The sequence below is a fragment of the Candidatus Pelagibacter sp. PS_41 genome (genome assembly GCF_059417725.1).
Genome location: NZ_CM182062.1, coordinates 793,582 through 813,963 on the forward strand (window position 1 = coordinate 793,582; position 20,382 = coordinate 813,963).

The window sequence follows — 20,382 nt, forward strand, 5'->3', positions numbered from 1 at the left end:
TTATTTTAATCTTATAATCGAGTCATCCTTAACTAAATATAAACTATTATTTGAAATAAAAGGTTTAGATATTTTATTTTTATCAATTTTAAGTATCAAATTAGTTCTTCCTGTTAGCACATCAATAACCAAAAGTTTTCCATTGTCTGTGGACAAATATAAGTTTTCTAACCCAATAACAAAACCTACAGGTTTAATTTTTGTTCTTTGTTTTATCTTAAATTTATCAAATATATCTGTGATTCTTATAATATTTCCTGTCGTTTTATCAATGACTATCAAATACCCCTCATTTGTGACAGTAAAAATAAAATCATTTACAATCGCAGGTCTCAAGTATGAATTAATATTTTGTGTCCAATTTATAAGACCATTTGCTAAATTAACAGAATAAAAAGAATTATTATTATTTGAAAATATTAGCGAATTTTTACTAATAACTAATTCTGACAATTTTAATAAATAAGGTTCAATTGAAGTATTTTTATCTCCTGTAGTTATAATCCATTTTAGATTTCCATTATTAATATCTAATGCACTTATATCGCCAACAGAATTATTAAATATAACTTTATCTTTATTGATTGCTATTGAGATTTTTTTTGTAGATTTTATTATATTATTTTCACTTTTGTATTGCCAAATTAAAGTACCATCTGTTATTGAAATACAACTCAGAACACTATTGGAGTCTACTACAAAAAACTTGTCATCATTAATTTTTATATCAGAAATAAATGGTGCATTATTATATTTTGTCCATAAAATTTCTCCTGTCTTAATATTTAATGCATAGTATTTTGAAATACTGTCTGCAACAATCAGGGTTGTTTCATTTTTCGCAAAAAATAAAATGGGGTGATTTTTTTTCTCTTGTTTGTTATAAAAATTTTTTTTCCATAATAAATCTGAATTTTGATCAAACTTAACTATTGAACCTTTACTGTCAAAAAAAATTAAATTATCATTATTAAAAATTATATCTGGCTGAAACTGATCGAAATTTTTTATTTTTGAGAACTTATATTTAGATATTTTTTTTAAATCTGTTGAGAAATCAACAATACCCTCATTATTTACATTGTATAAGTTATTAACTAATATATCATTAAATTTTAATTCTATTTTTAAGTTTGAATTAAATTCTTTTTGAACAACTTTTTTCTTTTTAAATAAAGCATTTTTATTCAAAACTTTTTTTTCATTTTCAATATCTGCTTCTTTTGTCCAGAATTTTGAGTTTGAATTAAATGAGCAGTTACTTATTAAAAAAAATATTAATAAAATCTTTAAAATCCTATTCACGGTAGTCTCTGTTAAGTCTTTTTTGCGTTGTTTCTTTAATATCGCTATTGACTTGTGGAAGGGTAATTATCTGGTCAAAAAAATCTTTTGCTTTTTGCTTTTCATCTTTTGAATAGAAATATTCAGCAACTAAATATAAAGCATGTGATTTCCATATACTTTCAGAATTAATTAACGGGTTTAAGATCATTAATAATTCATTTTCTGACACAGAATTTGAATTGTATAGTCCTTTTTTATAAATATTTAGATTTTTAATTTCTTTATCAAGCTTTGTTTTGTTTATCACCTCATCAAATAACAGATTAATTTCATCTCGACTCTCAATTAAATTATTATCTATCAAAAAGTATAACGCCAGTGGTGAATAGGTAGTATCATTTGCTTTCACTATATCAGTTAAATCTTCAATTGTTTTTTGAGGGTTTTCTGTTTTAAAATTTATTGAAGCAAAATTATATTTATCAGCCAACTTGAGTTTGGCTTGTTTTTTATAGGTATCAATTGAATAAATGCCAATTATCAAAATAACTAAAATTAATACTGATGAGATTATTTTTTTTTTATTATTTGTTAAAAAGTTTTTAATCTTTTCATTTCTCGTGTTTGAGTCGATTATTGAAATATCTTCATCCATATTAAATCATATTTCTTAAAACAAATTGAAGAATACCACCATGCTTATAATATTCTAATTCGTTCTTTGTATCAATTCTACAAAGAGTTTTAATTTTTTTAATATCTCCATTTGCATATTTTATCTCTACACTAATATGGTCAGAAGGGTTCACTCCATCTTGTATTTCTAAAACAGTAATCAATTCAGAACCAATTAAATTTAAGTTGGTTCTATTGTTTCCCTCTGTAAACTGAAGCGGTAAAACACCCATTCCAATTAAATTTGATCTATGAATTCTTTCAAAACTTTCTGCAATAACTGCTTTTACACCTAATAGTTTTGTTCCTTTTGCGGCCCAGTCTCTTGATGAACCTGTTCCATATTCCTTGCCACCTATAACAACTAAATCTACACCTCTTTTTTTATATTCTTCAACTGCATTGTAAATTGGCATAACTTTATCTTCTGGATATAATTTTGTAAAACCTCCTTCTGTTCCAGGTGCCATTTCATTTCTAATTCTAATATTTGCAAATGTTCCTCTCATCATAACCTCGTGATTTCCTCTTCTCGAACCGTAAGAATTATAATCTTTCGGTTGTATTTGATGTTCCATAAAATATTCACCTGTTGGACTTTCTTTTTGAATATTTCCTGCTGGCGAAATATGGTCAGTCGTTACCATGTCACCTAAAATTAAAAGTAGTCTTGCATCTTTGATTGGTTTAAAGCCTTCTGGTGTATCAGGTAAATTTTCAAAGAAAGGTGGTTTTTTTACATAAGTAGAAGTGTCATCCCAATTATATATACTTGTATTTTCTGTTTTAATTTCTTGCCACTGTTTAGGTCCTTCTGAGACATTGGAATATCTTTTAATAAACATGTCAGCATTAAGTGCATCTCTTAATGTTTCCTCAATTTCTTTATTTGAAGGCCAAATATCTTTTAAAAAAATATCTTTTCCATCTTTACCTTGTCCTAAAGGATCTTTGTATAAATCAAATTCCATATGACCTGCTAATGCATAGGCTACTACAAGAGGTGGTGAAGCAAGATAATTTGCTTTGATATGGGGAGATATTCTTCCCTCAAAATTTCTATTTCCTGATAATACAGATACAGCATATAAATTTTCTTTTTGGATAGCATCTGTAATATTTTCAGGTAAAGGTCCAGAATTTCCTATGCATGTTGTGCATCCATAGCCTACTAGGTTAAATCCAAGTTTATCTAAAAATATGTTTAGGCCTGCTTTTTCTAAATAATCAGTCACAACTTGTGAACCTGGGGCTAAAGATGTTTTGACCCAAGGTTTCGTTGTTAAACCTAATTCAACAGCTTTTTTAGCTAAAAGACCAGCACCAATTAAAACATTAGGATTTGATGTATTGGTACATGATGTTATAGCAGCAATTAATATTGATCCATCTTTAATTTCATAATCTGTATTTTCAACTTTTGAAACATTTTGTTTATTTCTTTGTGTGGCATCTTTAAAAACTTTTTTAAATTCAACAGAAGCATTTGTAAGCAAAACTTTATCTTGAGGTCTTTTAGGTCCTGAAATTGTTGGCACAACTGTAGACATGTCTAAAGAAATAGTATCTGTAAATTCTATACCCTCACTGGCCCATAAACCTTGTTCTTTAGCATAAACTTCAACAATTTTTACTGTTGCTTCATCTCTTCCAGAAAATCTTAAATATTTTAATGTTTCGTCATCAATAGGAAAAAATCCACAAGTTGCACCATACTCTGGTGCCATGTTTGCAATTGTTGCTCTATCAGCTAGGGTTAAATTTTTTAAACCTTCACCATAAAATTCAACAAATTTTCCAACAACTCCTTTATCTCTTAACATCTTTACAACTGTTAATACTAAATCGGTAGCAGTGGTGCCCTCTGGCATTTTATTTTTAACTTCAAATCCTATTACCTCAGGAATTAACATTGAAATTGGCTGACCTAACATTCCAGCTTCTGCTTCAATGCCTCCAACACCCCATCCAAGCACTGACAATCCATTAACCATTGTCGTGTGGCTATCTGTACCAACTAAGGTATCAGGAAATAGATAATCCTCTTCATTAAACTTCTCAGACCACACTACTTTAGATAGGTATTCTAAATTAACCTGGTGACAGATTCCTGTTCCAGGAGGAACAATCCTAAAATTATTAAATGCTTGCTGTCCCCATTTTAGAAATGAATATCGCTCTCCATTTCTTTCAAATTCTATATCAACATTTTTTTCAAAAGAATCTGATTTGGCAGATTTGTCTACTTGTACAGAGTGATCAATAACTAAATCTACCGCTGACAAAGGATTGATAGAATTTGGATCTCTATTTTTTTCTTTTACAGCCTCTCTCATAGCAGCTAAATCTGCTACAGCTGGTATACCCGTATAGTCTTGCAATAAAACTCTTGCAGGACGGTAAGCTATTTCAGTGTTTGATTTTTTATCTTTTAACCAAAGTTTAATTGCATCTATTTGATCTTTGTTAACTGATAAATCATCTTCATATCTTAAAAGATTTTCTAGCAAAACTTTCAAAGATTTTGGTAACTTTGAAATACTTTCTAATCCATTTTTTTCAGCTTCAGCTAATGAATAATATTTATAGTTTTTGCCATCAATACTGATTGATTTTAAAGACTTATATGAATTTTGGTTTCCTGGTTTCATTTAGTTAGATGTAAAATCCTATTATACAAAGAATAAGAAGCAATGACATAGCATAATTGAAACGTTTAATGAAATTAATATTTGTCGCAAAACCCCTTAAGAATTTACCTAAAAATGCCCATACAGTAATACTTGTTATAGCTGTTAAGGAACAAACAATAATAACAGATAAAGAGCTCATCAAATAATTATCTTCTTTGACAAATTTAGATATTAAAGTAATTGCTGCCATTACACCTTTTGGATTTAAAAACTGAAATATAAATGTATCAAAAAATTTTACAGGATTTTCTTTTTTATCTTCAGTTGATGAATTAGTGAAAGAAATTTTATACGCTAGATAAAATAAAAAAATTGTACCTAATATTCTAATTATCTCTTGAATTATTGGATACTTAACAAAAGTTGATATTAGAACAAAATTAATTAATATAACTAATGTAGTATATCCTAACCACACACCTAGTATTAGTGGAATTGTTTTTTTTATACCAAAATTAAATCCTGAATAAGATGCTACAGCATTGTTTGGTCCAGGAGTATAACCAAGTGAAACCGATATACCAATTAACAATAATAATTCTGAGTACATAAAAAATTAAGCTATAGGAAGACCATTCTCAGATGGTTGAGAGGGATGAACCAATATCACTTTGCCTTCTTCGTCAATTGATCCTAGAATAAGAACTTGTGAAACAACTCCTGCAATATTTTTTTCAGGAAAATTACAAACACCAATCACCTGTTTTCCTTTTAAATTTTCTTCGTTATAATAATGGGTAATTTGAGCGGATGATTGTTTAATTCCTATATCTTTTCCAAAATCTACTTTTATTACCAGTGAGGGTTTTCTGGCTTTTTCATTTTTTTTAACAGATATGACTGTTCCAACTCTAATATCAACTTTGTCAAAAATATCATACGTTATTTGTTCTTTCATTATTTTAATATATAATAGAAATAATTTATGAGTACAGAAAATAGTTCTAATCAATTATTTAATAATTCTATAAAAATTTTAAAAGATTTGATTTCATTTAAAACTATATCTGGTCAAGATAATAGCTCTTTAATTAATTATTGTGATGAAATTTTAAAAAAGATAGGTGCTACATCATTTAGAACTTTTGATGATGAAAAAAAAAGAGTTAATCTTTTTGCAACACTTAAAGCAAAGAACCCTAGTAATAAAAAACCTATAATTTTATCAGGTCATACTGATGTTGTTCCTGTTTCTAAAGGATGGAGTGCGGATCCATTTGAAGCGATAATTAAAGATGAAAAACTTTTTGGTAGAGGGGCTTGTGATATGAAAGGTTTTATTGCTTGCACTTTAGCTTTCGCTCCAATTTATGCAAAAGCAAATTCTGATAGAGATATTCATTTTTCTTATACCTTTGATGAAGAAACAGCTTGTATTGGAGCTCCAATATTAATTGCTGAATTAAAAAAAAGAGGAATAAAAGATGGAATTTGTATAATTGGAGAGCCAACTAATATGAAAATCATAGATGCTCATAAAGGGTGTTATGAATATACAACTTATTTTGAGGGTTTAGCAGGTCATAGCTCTGCTCCACATAAAGGTGTCAGTGCTGTTGAATACGCGTCAAAATATGTGAATAAATTAATTGAGTTAAGAGAAAAACTAAAAGAAAGATCTCCTAAAGACTCTATTTTTGACCCTCCACACTCCACACTATCAATTGGTGGAATATTTGGCGGGATAGCTCACAATGTAATTGCTGACAAATGTCACATCAACTGGGAAACAAGACCTGTTGTTAAAGAAGATGGTGTATTTTTGAATTTAGAAATAGATAAATATGCTAATGAAGTTTTATTGCCAGATATGAAAAAAGTTTATCCTAAGGCTACAATTAGCAAAAAAATTATTGGTGAAGTAATTGGTTTTGATAGAGATGAAACATCAAAAGCCTGCGAATTAGTTTCAAGTTTAACAGGAGATAATTCAAGAGAAGTTGTTTCTTTTGGAACCGAAGCTGGTCTATTTCAAGAGATAGGAATAAGTACAGTTGTTTGTGGTCCTGGTTCAATTGAACAAGCACATAAAATTGATGAATTTATAAAACTTGATGAGCTTAAAAAATGTTTAAGCTTGCTGGATGGTATTAAAGAAAAATCTGTAATAAATTAACAAATTGTTAATTCAGTCAAATTAAATTATAATTTTTTATGACAAAAAAAGATACTCGCGATCTAATTGGTTATGGTTCAAATTTACCTAAAGTTGAATGGCCAAACAAAGCACGTATAGCGGTTCAAATAGTCTTAAATTATGAAGAAGGCGCAGAAAATTGTGTTCTTAATGGAGACAAAAATTCAGAAGTTTTTCTGTCAGAAATTATAGGCGCTAAACCCATAAAGGGAAGGCATATGAATATGGAGTCGCTTTATGAATATGGTTCAAGAGCAGGTTTTTGGAGACTTCACAATCTTTTTCAAGAAAAAGAAATTCCTATAACTATTTTTGGAGTTGGGATGGCCTTAGAAAAAAACCCTGAAATTTGTAAAGCCATAATAGAAGCTGATTATGAAGTAGCTTCACATGGATGGAGATGGATTGATTATCAAAATATTAAAAAATCAGAAGAAAAAAAACATATGCAGCTTGCTATTAAAGCTCATACTAAAATTTTTGGTAAAAGACCTGATGGTTGGTATACGGGAAGATGTAGTCCAAATACTAGAGATTTGGTAATGGAAGATGGTGGATTTTTATATGACAGTGACTCGTATAGTGATGATTTACCATATTGGGAAAACAGAAATAAAAAAAAACAATTAATCATTCCTTATACTCTTGATAATAATGATATGAGATTTGCAACAAATCAAGGTTTTAATACTGGTGATCATTTTTATAGTTATCTTAAAGATAGTTTTGATGTTTTGTATGAAGAAGGAAGAACAAACCCAAAAATGATGTCTGTTGGACTACACTGTAGACTAATTGGAAAACCTGGTAGAATTCAATCTTTAAAAAAGTTTTTAGATTATATACAAAAACACGAAGATATTTGGGTTTGCAAAAGAGTTGATATTGCCAAACATTGGATTAAAAACTATTCCTAACAATGTCTGAAAAAATAATTTTCACAAATGGATTAATAGACTTGGCTCAACCCCGATTGGGTTCAAAAGTTATTTATAAAACAGACGATTTTTTTGCCTCAGCTAATAGAATTATAAATCCATCACCAGCTGTCTTTAAGGAGGGATTGTTTGATAGAAATGGAAAATGGATGGATGGTTGGGAATCGAGAAGAAAAAGAAATCTAGGACATGATTATTTAATTATTAAATTAGGTAAACCTGGTAAAATTTTTAAAGTAGATGTAGATACATCTCATTTCAATGGAAATCAACCATCTATGATTTCTTTAGAGGCCTGCAGCTCTAAATCCAATTTGTATAAAAATTTTAAATGGAAAACTTTACTGGGTAAAAAAAAAATAAAAGCTAACAGTCATCATTTTTTTAATATCTCATCCAAATCTACAGTTACTCATATTAAATTTAATATCTTTCCAGATGGAGGAGTTGCTAGATTAAGACTTTTTGGAAAAATTTCAAAGGACACAATTAATTTGAAAAATAGGACTACAAATTTAACATCTCTTTTAAATGGAGCCTCAGTTATAGCTTGTAATAATGAACATTTTGGAAAAGCTGAAAATATTTTAGCACCTGGTAAAGCAAAAAATATGGGTGATGGATGGGAGACTAGAAGAAGAAGAGATAAAGGTTTTGATTGGCTAATATTAAACTCAATTGATGGCAATAAAATTGATAAAATTGAAATATCAACACATCATTTTAAAGGAAATTATCCAAGTCACTGCTCTCTTCAAGCGATTTATATTCCAAACAATAAAACATCATCTTCAATTATAAAAAATTCTAAGAAGTGGAAAGTTCTATTAGATAAAGTTAAATTATCAGCAAATAAAACACATATATTTAAAAATAAATTAATGAAAAATAATAAAATTAATTATGTTAAAATTAATATTTTTCCAGATGGTGGTATTTCAAGATTTAGAATGTTTGGTAAGGCGCTTTAATGGAAATTATAATTAAACCAAAACCAATCACTAAAGAAAACTTCTCTAAGTATGGAGATGTAATTACAACTAAAGATATAAAGCCACTTGAAATTAATAATGGTTATGCAAAAAGATTTGATGGTATAGCGAATTTAGATACGTCAACTGATAATGGAGAAACTACTATTTGTATTTTTTCTGCCTTAAAAAGATCCTTTCCAATGAAAATTGATATGATGGAAAAACATCCTTTAGGAAGTCAGGCTTTTATACCAATGCAAGAAACTACTTTTTTAGTATTGGTTGCTCCGAAAGGTGATAAACCAAATATTGATGAAATTGAGTCCTTCATTGTTCCTCCAAATATTGGTGTGAATTATAAACCTGGCACATGGCATTTTCCTTTAATATCTACTTTGGACATGAATTTTTTAGTTGTAGATAGAAAAGGCACTGGAGACAATCTAGTAATTGAAGATTTAAATAACAAAGAAATTTTCTTAAAATACTAAAACCCGCCACATAAATGCGGCGGGTTTTTCTAATTTTAAATAATTAGTTTTATTATCTTTTAGATATTGCTAAATGAACTACGGCACCTAGTGATGCTCCAATTATCCAAGCATATCCTCCGCCACCACCTAGGTTTGCGAAGAAATCATCTAAACCAAAAACTAAAATGTTTGGCCAAACAGTTCCAACTGCGATGTAACCTGATAGTATCCAAGCTAACATTCCTTTATGATTGAAGCCACCATTGTAATGATACTTCCCACTAGGGCTAGCATCAAACAATGCGTCTACATCTAGTTTTTCTTTTTTGATGATATAATAATCAACAATCATAATACCAAATACAGGTGCAAGAATTGCTCCTAATGTATTAACAAATGGAAATAAACCCATTTGAGTAATAACAGCAACCCACATACCGCCAATAATAAAACCAAAACCAGCAGTTATTAATCCACCAGTTTTAAAATTGATTTTACTTGGCATTAAATTAGCTAGATCATACGCAGGGGGTATAAAGTTTGCAACCATGTTAATACCAACTGTCGCTGCAAAGAATGCAAATGCAGCAATAATTGTTAAACCTAAGTTATCTACTTTAGCTACCATCTCTGTAGGACTTGCAACATACTCACCAAAAATTGCAATTGTTCCGCCTGTGATCATTAAAGTAATAAAAGAGAATAAGATCACGTTACCTACTAATCCCCATAGGTTACCTTTTCTCATCTCTTCTTCATTTTTAACAAATCTAGCGAAGTCACCAAAATTGATAACTACTGCAGCGAAATATCCAACCATAATTGAAAATACAGCTATGAAAGCTCCGAATGATCCTAAACCTTCAAAACCACCAGTTCTTTCTCCTCCAGAAAATATAGTTCCCACTTCTGAAAAAAGTCCTCCACCAGCTTTAACCCAGATAATAATCATTAATAGTATCATTACCGCATAGACAGCAGGTCCTGCAAAGTTTAAGAATTTTTTGATAAGATCTACACCTTGCCAAAATAAATAAACTTGGAATCCAGACACAAATATAAATGACACCCACATTACACCTGTCATTCCTAAGAACATTTCTGTACCTGCGTTTCCAGTAATACCTGTAATTAAAAGTGCTACAGCAGTTGATGCTGCATAAGTTTGTGCTCCATACCAAAACATTGCAACAAGACCTCTGGCCATTGCTGGAAAGTTTGCTCCAAAGACACCCATACTAACACGAGCGAATACTGGATATGGAATTCCATGTTTTACACTTGGTTTACCTGATAAGTTTACTAGCCACATTATAAAAAATCCTGCTAGAATTAATGCAGCAAATACAGCCCAACCATTTAGTCCTGACGCTAAAAACAAAGATGCTGCCAAAGTATAACCAAATAAACTTTGAACATCATTAGCCCAGACATTAAAGATTTCGAACCATCCCCAATTTTTTTTATTGCTTGGAGTTGGAGCTAAATCTGAGTTGTAGAGTTTTGACGATCTACCCATATCTTTTCTCCCTTTTATTTTTGTTACTCTTATTAACTATAAAGTTATGGTAACACTGACTGCGACATTATGGATTATTCATGTTCTGTAAAGTATAAAGCGATACAACTTCTAGTTTAGAAAATTAACTAATAAATATAGGACTTATTGAATTGCAGAAAACCTATTATGAACAGCAACATAAATTGGATTAATCGTTCCAACCACTAACAACTTTAACTTCAAGATACTCTTCTAGGCCTAATTTACCAGCTTCACGACCAATGCCTGAATGTTTATAACCACCAAATGGAGCATCTGGTGCTAAACCAGCTCCATTAATATCAACCATTCCTGATCTTAATTTTCTAGCAACTCTATTCGCTTTTTCTTGATCTTGAGTTTGAATAAAATTTAATAATCCATATGGTGTGTCATTTGCAATTGCAATTGCTTCTTCCTCTGTCTCAAAAGGAATTATACATAACACGGGTCCAAATATTTCTGTTCTTGCAATTTGCATTTGATTATTAACATCTGCAAATGCTGTAGGTTTTACAAAATAACCTTTATTTAAACCCTCAGGTTTACCTAATCCACCAACAACTACTTTGGCTCCTTCATCTATTCCAACTTGGATTAATGATTGAATTTTATCAAATTGGGTTTTTGAAACTACGGGTCCTATGTGATCCCCTTCTTTATTAGCAACATCAACTTTCATAGAATTAGCAAAATTCTTAACTCTTTCAACTGCTTCATCATACATTGATTTTTCTACCAACATTCTTGTTGGAGCATTACAAGATTGTCCTGTATTTCTAAAACATCTAAGCGCTCCTCTTTCAACAGCTTCAGCATCAGCATCTTTAAATATAATATTCGCACCTTTTCCTCCAAGTTCTAAACTAACTCTTTTAAAGTCTTTTGCTGCATTTTCAGAAATTAAAGCACCGGCTCTAGTAGATCCTGTAAATGAAATCATATTAACATCAGGATGACTTGTTAATGTATTACCAGCAACTGCTCCATCTCCATTAACCAGATTAAATATACCCTTTGGTAATTTAATTTCATCGATCATTTCTGCTAAAATCATAGATGATAGTGGTGCTATTTCAGAAGGCTTAAGAACCATTGTACAACCAGCAGCAATGGCTGGGATTACTTTTAAACAAACCTGATTCATTGGCCAATTCCATGGTGTGATTAATGCACAAACTCCTTTTGGCTCATGTAAAATATTATTATTAAGGGCATGCTCTCCTAATTTTGCTTCAAATGTATATTCTTTCAATACTTTAATATAAGATTTGATATGGCTTGCTCCAGTTCCAGCCTGTAATTGCGTTGAAAAATCAATAGGAGCTCCCATTTCAAGAGAAATAGCTTGCGCCATATCATTCCATCTTTTTTTATAAACATCATATAGTGCTTCTAAATATTTTATTCTTTCTTCCTTAGAAGAGAACGCCCAAGTTTGAAAAGCTTTTGTTGCAGCACTTACTGCTTCATTCACATCTTCAGCTCCCGCAAGAGATATTACTGCACATTCTTTTTCGGTTGAGGGATCAATTACTTTAAAATCATTTGGTTTTTTTGGAGCAACCCATTTTCCATTAATATAAAAATTTCGTTTATCTAGCATTTTAAAAAGTACCTTATCTTTTAGTTTTTGCAAATAAATTAGTTAGTTCATAAACAATTGTTGCAGCAGCTAACGATGTAACTTCTGCATGATCATATGCTGGTGAAACTTCAACTACATCTGCAGATATTAAATTTAAACCTGACAAACCTCTTATAACATTAACCATTTCTCTTGTAGTCATTCCTGCAATTTCAGGTGTTCCAGTTCCTGGAGCAAAAGCTGGATCTAAAACATCTATATCGATTGAAAGATACAGTGGATTATTTCCTACTCTTTGTCGTATTCTTTCTGCAATTTTATCTGTTCCTTGTGTTTGAAAATCATCACAATGAATAATCTTAAAACCAAACTCTTCATCATTTTTAATATCATTTCTGCTATAAAGAGGACCCCTGATCCCTACATGCATAGATGCATCATCAAGAAATAAATTTTCTTCCCGAGCTCGTCTAAATGGTGTTCCGTGAGTGTAAGGTGCTCCAAAATATGTATCCCAAGTATCTAAATGAGCATCAAAATGAACTAGTGCAACTGGTCCGTTATTTTCTTTATTAATAGCTCTTAAAAGCGGAAGCGCAATTGTGTGATCTCCACCTAAACTTATTATACCACCAACTTTTTTTAAAAGTTCTGTCGCTCCTTCTTCTATTTGTTTAATGGCCTCATCAATATTAAATGGATTACAAGTTATATCTCCAGCATCTGCTACCTGCTGAACTTTGAATGGCTCAACATCATAACTTGGGTGATAATTAGTTCTTAAATGTCGTGATGCCTGTCTAATGCTCATGGGTCCAAATCTGGCTCCAGGCCTATAACTTGTACCAGCATCAAAAGGTATTCCAACGATAGCTACATCACAATCTTGGACATCTCTTAATTCTGGCAGCCTTGCAAAGGTGGAAGGTCCGGCAAATCTTGGTACTTTAGTTCCACTAACTGGCTGAACAGGGTTTTTATTTTTTTCTTTTTTCATCTAAATAAAATGTACCACATTCTTTGAATTTGGAATATCTTCTATATTACTATTTATGAAGCTATTTAAAGTAATTTTATTAATAATTTTTTTTATTACACCATTAAAAGCAAATACTATCTATAATCTGATTAAGATACCTAACTTAGAACTTTATCAAATCGATAAAAAAAATCAGCTTAGATATTTATACGCTTCAAGCTCGTTTAGATTAGGAGTTAAAAAAAATATTGTATGCATGAACTCTACCAAAGAAGATTATAACAAAAAATTTGATTTAATTAGTTATAACCTTAATAAATACTCAAAAGACTTTTTAAAAAAAATAAACTTAAGATACGTAGTTATGTGTGAAAATTTATCAATTTCTGGAATTAATACTGCTGGGATACCAGATAACATTATGAAGACTTTAATATTAGACATCAAGTTTAATGAAAAGTATTTTAAAAGAACAATTCACCATGAGGTTTTTCATATAATCAATGATAGCTTTAAAGAAATTTTCAATGAAGATGAATGGGTTAAATTTAATAATAAAAATTTTAAATATGCCGATTGTTCTACTTGCACTAAAAAACTTGGGCTAAATACTTATACAAATACAAATGGTTTTTTTACTGAATATTCTCAATCTACACCCTCTGAAGACATGGCAGAAACATTTTCTCATATAATGACTTTAAGTCCAAAAAAATTAAAAGAAATTAATGATGCAGACAATATTTTAAAAAATAAAGTTGAATTTATAAAATATAGGCTATTAAAAATTTATAAAGATTTTAAATTTTCAGAAGAATTTTAAACAAGTGTGAATTTAATGATAAAATGATTAAAAAAATTAAAGCAACGTTATTTGAAAAAATAATATTTGTATTTTTGATAATTTTGGCCTCAGTTACTTTTGGTTCTTATTTTGTTATAAAAAATAAATGTTTATTTGTTAAAAATCATAATCCTGAAAATATCAATTTTGATAAACCAGAAAACATAGTAATTCTTAATGCGCCGTGTGGAAATGTAATTATTGAGCTGTACCCAAATGTGTCTCCAAAAGGTGTTGAAAGATTTAAAACGTTAATAAAATCTGGCTTGTATGATGACGTAGCTTTTCATAGAGTGATAAAAGATAAATTAGTCCAAGCAGGTGACTTAGAGTTTGGTAAAAAAAATTCAATTAATTATGGTAAAATTGGAACAGGCAAGTCTGGTTTAGGGACTATTAAATCTGAAATAGATAATGATTTTAGCTTTAGAAAAGGAAGTGTGGGTTTGGCAAGAACTTTTAAGAATGATACAGAAGACAGTCAATTTTTTATAATTCTGCAAGATGAACCATTGTTTGAGGGCGAATATACACCTGTAGGAAAAGTTCTTTATGGTTTAGAAATTTTAAAGAAAATTAAACATCAGCGACATTCAGAATATATATTGAGACCTGATTTTATTAACTCATTTAGAATGCTAAATTAAGAAATAAACTATAAGTTGAACCCATTATAGTCAATCATGGTCTTTTTTTATCTTCTAAATTTTGGTTAAATAATGTGTGAAAAATGTAATAGAAGATAAAATTAAAATACTTAAAAAAAGTAATAGTAAAATTCTGAAAGAGCCTATTGCTGCTATAAAAAAATTAAATTTTCAAAAACTTAATATCATTAAATCATTTTCTATAAACAAAACTTTAACTAATTTTAAAGAAAAATTAAGAAAAGCTGAATTAGAAAGAATCAAGACTTTAAAAAAGAATAAAATAAGACAAGCTAAACAAGAAAAACATCAACAACAAAAACAAAAATTAGAGGAGGCTCGTCAAATCAAAAGGGAGCAAGATTTAAAAGAAAAAGAAGAAAAAAAAAGAATACTTGATCAAGAAAAACAGAGAATAAAAATTCAAAAACAACAACAACTTATTGAAAATCAAAAAATTAAACTAGAACAACAGCGGGTGCAAGCTGAAGCGCAAAGAATTAAGGACGAAGAAGAAAAAAAAATCAGAGAAGATGATTTAAAATTAAAAGAAGAAAAAATAAGATTAGAATATTTAGAAAAACAAAGAATAAGATTAGAAAGACAAAAAATTAAAGAAGAAGAGGAAAAAATAAAGAATATTGAAAAAGAGAAATTAGAAACGGAAAGAAGAATAGCAAGAGATGAAAAACAGAGGCTAAAAGATATTCAAATTGCCAAACAATTAGAAGAGCAACGTAGACTGGATGAAGAGGAGCGTAAATTAAAATATCAAGAACAAAAACTTAAAGAAGCTGCAGAGCGAATAAAGGATATTGAAGCTCAAAGATTAAGAGAAATTGAAATCCAAAAACTTAAAGAAGTTGAGGAATTGAGAAAAAAAGAAGAAGAATTTAGATTAAAAGAAAAAAAAGAAATTGAAGAGTTAAGGGCCTTAAGACAAAAAGATGAAGAATATAAAAAAAGACAGATAGAAATTAAAAAGAAAGAAGAAGAAATTAGATTGAGAGAGATTGAAGAACAAAAGGCTCATGATGCAAGAATTGCTGAAGAAAAAAGAATAGAAGAAGAAAATGTAAGAATTAAAGAATGGGAAAGAAAATTTGATGAAGAGCAAAGAAAAAAAGAAGAAGAAATGATAAAAAAACTAAATGAACGAGAAAATTCATTTAAGCACGAAAATGATTCAGAAGAAAATAGTATATCTGGAAAAAATCAAACAAAAGAAAATTAATTTACCAAAGGCTTACCAGTAGCTAGAGTATGTTTGATTCTATCTTGAGTTTCTTTTGTTTCAATTAATTTCATAAATGCGTCTAGTTCTAATTTAAATAAATCATTCTCTGATAATGTTTTATCTATTGTAGTGTCACCACCACTTAATACATTCGCTAATTCTTTTGCAACTATTACTCCATGATCTAAGATTATTTTTTCATTATAAAGATTATCTAAAATTTTATTCATATCTTCCAATACTGATTTTCCGGGAAGATTGAATTTAAGCTCTTCTGGTGCTTTAAAGTCTGTGTTCTCCATTATAATTTTTTTTGAGACTTCAAATAAACTGTTTCTATTCATTATTTTTTTATCCTCTGGCATCAAATATTTCATTGGTTCTGCCTCTACAGATGAGGTTGCGGTTTTACCGTAACCGATAATATCAAACACTTTTAAAGGTGCAAAATTAGGATCTTTTTTAGCTTCATCTGTATCAAGCCATCTAGCTAACATTTCTTTACATCCGCCACCTGCTGGAATTAATCCTACAATAGTTTCAACTAATCCGACTACAATATTGGTGTGTGATGCTACAAAGTTACTTTGAACCATTACCTCAAAACCACCACCCAACGTTAATCCTGATGGAGCTGAAATTACTGGATATTTTGAATATTTTAGGTGTTTACAAGTTTCTTGGAAATATTTAATAAATTTTTCAATTGATTTGAAATCTCTTTTATCTGCAAACTCCATTGTGTAAGTTAAATTAACACCAGCTGAAAATTGCATACTTTCATTGATTATTATTAATGGTTTATCGGTTGCTTTCTTTAATGCATCCATCGAGTCGTAATCAAGTGCGTTAGCTTTAGTTGTAAACTCAACAATGTTATAATCATTAAATCTATAAATCTTTGCAGAATTATTTCCATCAACACTTGAGGCAGTTTTTTTTACTTTTCCTAAAGTTTCAATATTTGTGTACTTTTGCCTTTCACCATAAAAATTTTCATTTTTATTTTTTGATAACTCCTCTAAAAAGTTATTTCCTTTAAAATCATCTATTTTATCAAAGAAATTTTTAACTCCTATTTCTTCAAGCATCTCAAATGGACCTTTTGACCAGTTAAAACCAAGTCTCATTGCTTCATCAATATCATTAAATTCTTTTGTAATTTTTGGAACTAATGAGGATGCATATTTGATTATTTTAGATATAACTGACCAAGCATAATCTCCATATTTATCTTTTCTATTAATTAATCTCTTTAAATCTACTTGGTCTGTTTTAATATCAATCTTTTTACTAATTGAATAATCACCAGTTTCAAGATTGATTGCTTCCATGACTTTGATAGATCCTGTTTTATTCATTCTATAAAAACCACCCTTACCTTTTCTGCCTGTATAACCTGTTTCAATTAATTTTTTCACCAATGGAATTTCTTTTGCTACCTCGTGAAACTCATCAGATTTTGGCAATTCTTTAATAAAACTTTTTAATACATCGGCCATTAAATCGATTCCAATTAAATCATATAATCCAAATACACCTGTTTTTGGAATACCCATTGGTCTTCCAAAAATTGCATCGGCTTCTTCTATTGAAAGTTTCATTTTAAAAGCTTCAGTCATCGCCACTTGCATTGCATAAACACCAACTCTATTTCCTAAAAAACCTGGAGTATCATTACAAATTATAGCTCCTTTACCTAATTCAACTTCACAGAATTTTTTTAATTGGTTAATCTTATTTAGGTCGTTATTTTCATTTTTAACTATCTCTAAAAGACCCATATATCTAACTGGATTAAAAAAGTGGGTAATACAAAAATCTTTTTTTTCAATATTTGTTAAATGTTCAGATAATATCTTAATTGGAATTGATGAGGTGTTTGAAGAAACTATTGCCCCATCTTTTCTTACTTTGAATATTTTTTCATAAATTTGATGCTTAATATCAATTCTTTCAACCACTGCTTCAACAACCCAATCCGCATCTTTAACTGCATCAAAATCATCTGATATATTTCCAACTTTAATATTATTGATTTTAGATTTATCAATTAATAATGGAGGTTTTGATTTATGAATTCGATCTCTTGCCTTTTCACTAATCTCTGTTTTTAAATCTAATAAAGTTACAGGAATATTTGCATTGCAAAGATGTGCCGCTATTCCACTTCCCATTGTTCCAGAACCAATGACAACTACTTTTTTAATATTCATGAAATTTGAAAATGTCTTATCTGTTAATTCCTCTTAGTCTCTCAGAACGTCTTCTTAAAAGTTCTGCACTAACTAGAATTAAAGTTGACATAATAATCAAACATGTTGCAACAGCTAATATCGTTGGACTTAATTGCTCTCTTAAACCAACCCACATCTGAATTGGAATAGTTGTATTTTCTAATCCAGCTAAAAACAGAACAACTATCACTTCATCAAATGATGTTACAAACGCAAATAATGCACCAGAGATAACTCCTGGAGTGATTAAAGGTAATGTCACTTTCATAAAAGTATTAACAGGATTGCTTCCAAGACTTGCGGCTGCTCTTGTTACACTATGGTCAAAACCACTTAAAGTAGCTGTAACTGTTATAACAACAAATGGTGTTCCTAAAATTATATGAGATAAAATAATTCCAGTATGTGTTGCGGCCAAGCCTACTTTTGCCATAAAGAAAAATATTGCTGTTCCTGAAATAATTAATGGAACGATCATCGGTGAAATTAACAAAGCCATAAATGCAGCTTTATACGGCATATGTCGACTGCTTAAACCAAGAGCAGCAACAGTTCCCAGGATCGTTGATCCTATGGTTGCAAAAAATGCAATAATTAAACTATTTTTTGTTGCTAAGCCCCAAGGATTTTTTGTTCCCCAAATCATGTCTTTATACCATCTTAAAGAAAAACCATCTGGGTCTAGCGCCAACATTTTTTCTGAAAAATGAATATATTGCTCAGCATTAAATGAAAGTGGTAGAATTACAAATAATGGAGCAATTAAGAAAAAGAATACTAGTCCACAGATGGTTAAATATGTGTAGTGCCAAATTCTGTAATGTATTGGTGTATAATTTGGTAAAGCCATAGTTTATCCTAGTTTAATATTATCTATTCCAACTAACTTATTATAAATCCAATAAATTGTTAAAACTCCAACTAACAACATTGTGCCTAATGCAGAAGCAAAAGCCCAGTCTAATGAACTCTTCATGTGATATGCAATTGTATTACTAATTAATGATCCACTAGCACCACCCACTAAAGCAGGAGTAATGTAGTAACCAATTGAAATAATAAATACTAATAAACAGCCCGCACCAATTCCAGGCATAGTTAATGGAAAATAAATTTTAAAAAATGCTGTCAAAGGTGTACCACCCAATGATTTTCCTGCTCTCATTAAGCTTGGAGAAATCGTTTTCATTACACTGTAAAGCGGCAATACCATAAAAGGTAAAAGAATTTGTGTCATTGCAACAAAAGTTCCAATTACATTATACATTAGTTCTGGCCTATTATCATTAGCAGCAAAACCTAACCAGACAATTAAATCATTAATCGGGCCTTGTTGTTGAAGTAATACCATCCAGCTTGAAGTTCTAACTAATAATGAAGTCCAGAAAGGAAGTAAAACACAGATCATTAATAAGTTACTGTATTTCATTGGTAATGTAGCTAATAAATGAGAAATTGGATAAGCTAAACAAAAACAAAAAACTGTAACCCAAAAAGCTACATTTATAGTTCTTAGCCATAAAATTTTATGTATTTTTCTATCTTCAGCTACTTCAACAATGTTTCTATTATCGTCAAATTTTAAATCCATTCCTTTTAAATACTTTGCATAAGACCATTTGGGAGCTGTATTTTTTAAGGCTACCCAATATCCAACTTCATTCCATATTTTGTGAGTTGCCATGAACTGCTCTTTATAATTTCCTTCTTCAAATTTTTTAATTTTTCTATTTGTTTTTTTTAATCCACTACTAAAACCAGATTTTTCATAATTTAATCTTTGATAAAGTTTTCCCGCTTCTTTAGCCATAGCTAGCGGATAAAAATCCTTGTAAAATGCTTCATATACTTTTTCATCTGGTAAATCTTTACCATCCCACTGTTCTAGTGCTGCAAAGGTATTCGGCAACTTACTTGTAATCATTCTATCATCAACGCTTCTAAACAACATATCGCCGATTGGAAACACGTAAGTAATTAAAAGAAATAAAAATAAAGGACCCACAAGCATTAATGCTCTTATCTTGTTTCTTCTCTCGGCTTTTTTTAAACTAACCTCAAGAGGTACACCATCAGATGATAAAATTTGTTCTGTGCTCATAATAAAAAAAGGGCGGTTATATAATAACCGCC

Annotated in this window: 18 protein-coding genes; 7 read left to right on the plus strand and 11 right to left on the minus strand. The window is 29.9% G+C overall.

The annotated features are described in order from the left end of the window. Genes AC5SL8_RS04445 through AC5SL8_RS04465 form a run of 5 tightly spaced genes read right to left on the minus strand, consistent with a single transcriptional unit; the run spans position 1 to position 5,553 of the window. Positions 1-1,305, minus strand: coding sequence for a PQQ-binding-like beta-propeller repeat protein (locus tag AC5SL8_RS04445; RefSeq protein WP_494579243.1), 1,305 nt, complete (start codon positions 1,303-1,305; stop codon positions 1-3). Further along, complete coding sequence (locus tag AC5SL8_RS04450; RefSeq protein WP_494579245.1) at positions 1,298-1,942, minus strand: hypothetical protein; 645 nt, start codon at positions 1,940-1,942, stop codon at positions 1,298-1,300. The genes AC5SL8_RS04445 and AC5SL8_RS04450 overlap by 8 nt, the downstream gene beginning before the upstream one ends. Before the next feature lies 1 nt (position 1,943). Then, positions 1,944-4,613: an aconitate hydratase AcnA gene (gene acnA / locus AC5SL8_RS04455; RefSeq protein WP_494579247.1), complete on the minus strand. Its 2,670-nt coding sequence runs from the start codon at positions 4,611-4,613 to the stop codon at positions 1,944-1,946. 4 nt (positions 4,614-4,617) lie between these two features. Then, positions 4,618-5,205 (minus strand): LysE family translocator, encoded by a 588-nt coding sequence (locus AC5SL8_RS04460; RefSeq protein ID WP_494579249.1) that lies wholly within the window; start codon positions 5,203-5,205, stop codon positions 4,618-4,620. 6 nt (positions 5,206-5,211) lie between these two features. Continuing rightward, entirely contained in the window at positions 5,212-5,553 is a 342-nt protein-coding gene (locus tag AC5SL8_RS04465; protein ID WP_494579251.1) for a tRNA-binding protein, read from the minus strand. 27 nt (positions 5,554-5,580) lie between these two features. Between AC5SL8_RS04465 and argE the strand changes: the two genes are divergently transcribed. The 4 genes from argE to AC5SL8_RS04485 are packed head-to-tail and all read left to right on the plus strand — an operon-like array spanning position 5,581 to position 9,195. Then, positions 5,581-6,771 carry an acetylornithine deacetylase gene (gene argE, locus AC5SL8_RS04470; RefSeq protein WP_494579253.1) on the plus strand — a complete coding sequence of 397 codons (1,191 nt, stop codon included), beginning with the start codon at positions 5,581-5,583 and terminating at the stop codon, positions 6,769-6,771. Between the two features lie 38 nt (positions 6,772-6,809). Continuing rightward, on the plus strand, positions 6,810-7,709 hold the full coding sequence (gene puuE, locus AC5SL8_RS04475; RefSeq protein WP_494579254.1) for an allantoinase PuuE: 900 nt from the start codon (positions 6,810-6,812) through the stop codon (positions 7,707-7,709). Between the two features lie 2 nt (positions 7,710-7,711). Further along, the gene (gene alc, locus AC5SL8_RS04480) at positions 7,712-8,701 is read left to right on the plus strand and encodes an allantoicase (protein WP_494579256.1); all 990 of its coding nucleotides are present in this window, start codon (positions 7,712-7,714) and stop codon (positions 8,699-8,701) included. After that, positions 8,701-9,195 (plus strand): ureidoglycolate lyase, encoded by a 495-nt coding sequence (locus AC5SL8_RS04485; RefSeq protein WP_494579258.1) that lies wholly within the window; start codon positions 8,701-8,703, stop codon positions 9,193-9,195. Before alc ends, AC5SL8_RS04485 begins: the two co-directional genes overlap by 1 nt. A gap of 52 nt (positions 9,196-9,247) precedes the next feature. On the opposite strand, the gene AC5SL8_RS04490 is transcribed toward AC5SL8_RS04485, so the two are convergent. The 3 genes from AC5SL8_RS04490 to speB all read right to left on the minus strand — a co-directional run bounded on the left by AC5SL8_RS04490 (position 9,248) and on the right by speB (position 13,302). Next, a complete protein-coding gene (locus AC5SL8_RS04490) occupies positions 9,248-10,696 on the minus strand; it encodes an NCS1 family nucleobase:cation symporter-1 (protein ID WP_494579260.1) in 1,449 nt (482 codons plus the stop codon). Positions 10,697-10,886: 190 nt separating this feature from the next. Then, on the minus strand, positions 10,887-12,323 hold the full coding sequence (locus tag AC5SL8_RS04495; protein WP_494579262.1) for an aldehyde dehydrogenase family protein: 1,437 nt from the start codon (positions 12,321-12,323) through the stop codon (positions 10,887-10,889). A 13-nt stretch (positions 12,324-12,336) separates the two neighbouring features. Then, complete coding sequence (gene speB / locus AC5SL8_RS04500) at positions 12,337-13,302, minus strand: agmatinase (RefSeq protein ID WP_494579263.1); 966 nt, start codon at positions 13,300-13,302, stop codon at positions 12,337-12,339. 55 nt (positions 13,303-13,357) lie between these two features. Between speB and AC5SL8_RS04505 the strand changes: the two genes are divergently transcribed. From AC5SL8_RS04505 to AC5SL8_RS04515, 3 genes are all read left to right on the plus strand, one after another. Then, entirely contained in the window at positions 13,358-14,107 is a 750-nt protein-coding gene (locus tag AC5SL8_RS04505; protein WP_494579265.1) for a putative zinc-binding metallopeptidase, read from the plus strand. Positions 14,108-14,130: 23 nt separating this feature from the next. Further along, positions 14,131-14,775, plus strand: coding sequence for a peptidylprolyl isomerase (locus tag AC5SL8_RS04510; RefSeq protein ID WP_494579267.1), 645 nt, complete (start codon positions 14,131-14,133; stop codon positions 14,773-14,775). 76 nt (positions 14,776-14,851) lie between these two features. Further along, on the plus strand, positions 14,852-16,009 hold the full coding sequence (locus AC5SL8_RS04515) for a primosomal protein (protein ID WP_494579269.1): 1,158 nt from the start codon (positions 14,852-14,854) through the stop codon (positions 16,007-16,009). Here the strand turns inward: AC5SL8_RS04515 and AC5SL8_RS04520 are convergent. The 3 genes from AC5SL8_RS04520 to AC5SL8_RS04530 are packed head-to-tail and all read right to left on the minus strand — an operon-like array spanning position 16,006 to position 20,350. Then, positions 16,006-18,228 carry a 3-hydroxyacyl-CoA dehydrogenase/enoyl-CoA hydratase family protein gene (locus tag AC5SL8_RS04520; protein WP_494579271.1) on the minus strand — a complete coding sequence of 741 codons (2,223 nt, stop codon included), beginning with the start codon at positions 18,226-18,228 and terminating at the stop codon, positions 16,006-16,008. The genes AC5SL8_RS04515 and AC5SL8_RS04520 overlap by 4 nt on opposite strands. A 16-nt stretch (positions 18,229-18,244) precedes the next feature. Continuing rightward, positions 18,245-19,099: an ABC transporter permease gene (locus AC5SL8_RS04525; RefSeq protein ID WP_494573405.1), complete on the minus strand. Its 855-nt coding sequence runs from the start codon at positions 19,097-19,099 to the stop codon at positions 18,245-18,247. A gap of 3 nt (positions 19,100-19,102) precedes the next feature. Continuing rightward, a complete protein-coding gene (locus tag AC5SL8_RS04530; protein ID WP_494579273.1) occupies positions 19,103-20,350 on the minus strand; it encodes an ABC transporter permease in 1,248 nt (415 codons plus the stop codon). Positions 20,351-20,382: the final 32 nt, after the last annotated feature.